The following is a 1,584-nucleotide window of genomic DNA, read 5'->3' on the forward strand; positions in this document are numbered from 1 at the left end:
TATATAATCTAGAATAGAAATAATAAACTCTCATTGATTTAATTTTCAATTTTTGGCACTCATTCCTTATGGTGACATTTCTCAGGTTTGAAGTAGCTTATAAATTATTTTTCAAAAAAATCGATCACCTGAAAGGAACTTCGTCCGGTTTTACGGGCTACTCAGTAACCCAAAATCACAAATCACTCAACGGATCGCAAGTTATGACAACCGTAGCGCTGATATCCCGATGAACGCCCCCGGATGAAAAATGATCCAGAAAACCCAGAATGAAGATGACACATGCAGATTAATCTCCGTGTAAAATATTTCACTATAAAATAGTTACCATAAAAATAATTTAATTAAGTAAATAAAATTCGTATAATTAACCATTAAAATAATTAATAAATTTACAGATGATTAAACAGCAACGATGCGTAACAATCATTACTATTACAAATGATAATTATTACAAATAAAAATTAATTAACATCGGTATTATTTATTTTTATTCAAAATAGATATGCATTACAAATAAGATGATGAAATCAACTATCCGGATAATGACTAATCATACAATAAACTTTCATATTACAATTTCATCACTATTTAAAGTAATATTGATGTAACGATTTGACAGAATAAATAGATGCTATTTTGTCGTGTTATTCATTCCAATCAGTATTTTTTACTGCTAATAATGTACCTAATTGACATTAGGACAATATAAAAATAAATATCATCTGTGTATTATCAAATTTCGTGTAAATAAATACTGATGATTACTCTATAGAATAATATCAAACAAATAATTAATAGTTGGGAGTAAAATTATTTTTTATAAAAATGTCATTTCTTATTCCTTAAATTTATTTATACCATTAGTGTAAAATAGCTACAAAACCGGACAGATCATGGTGATCTTCCGGTCTATTTTTTATTTATGTGCCGTTAGAATATTCGCCCTATTCAGGCAATATATGCTGTTTGCGGAAAAAGATTGATACGCCCATTTAGCAGAAAAGTGCAGGTGTGATCATAGAATAACTTTAAATTTAATCAGTTATCAAGGAGCAAGATATTTGCCACCATCAATTTTCAACTGTTGATTCTGCTGCCAGGCCTTCTGAAACCGTTCTGGATTGCTGGCAGTGTAATGCATAGTATGGCGAATATTACGATGCCCCAAATAATCCTGAATCAGCCGGGTATCTAATCCTTGATTTGCCAATTCAAACCCGCAGGAGTGTCGCAACTTGTGTGGGTGCAACCTAATGGATAAACCCGCCTGTTCTCCGTATCGCCCCATTAAAACATGAACCCACTGACGCGATAATTTTCCTCCTTTTCGTGAAGGAAACAGCCACAAAGAAGCACGATATACCGAGTTGTTATTTCTGATTTTAAGCCATTTTAAGATAAGCTCTTTTTCTGTTTTTGAGATAGGGTGTGTTGTCGAAAATCCATTTTTTAATCGCTTTATATAAATGGTTTTCCCTGCGATATCGATATCGGAGACTTTTAATGAAGTCAACTCACTCACACGTAGGCCATGAATATAAGTTAAGTACAGCAGACACTGATCGCGCTCTTTATTTGTAG

1 protein-coding gene is annotated in these 1,584 nt (G+C 32.4%); it reads right to left on the minus strand.

The genetic code is table 11. The annotated features are described in order from the left end of the window. Nucleotides 1–1,048 precede the first annotated feature (1,048 nt). Nucleotides 1,049–1,584 (minus strand): tyrosine-type recombinase/integrase (locus tag PSI22_RS21065; RefSeq protein ID WP_273581432.1); only part of this gene is annotated, 536 nt, incomplete at its 5' end.

Source organism: Xenorhabdus aichiensis (genome assembly GCF_028598775.1).
Classification (GTDB): Bacteria; Pseudomonadota; Gammaproteobacteria; order Enterobacterales; family Enterobacteriaceae; genus Xenorhabdus; species Xenorhabdus bovienii.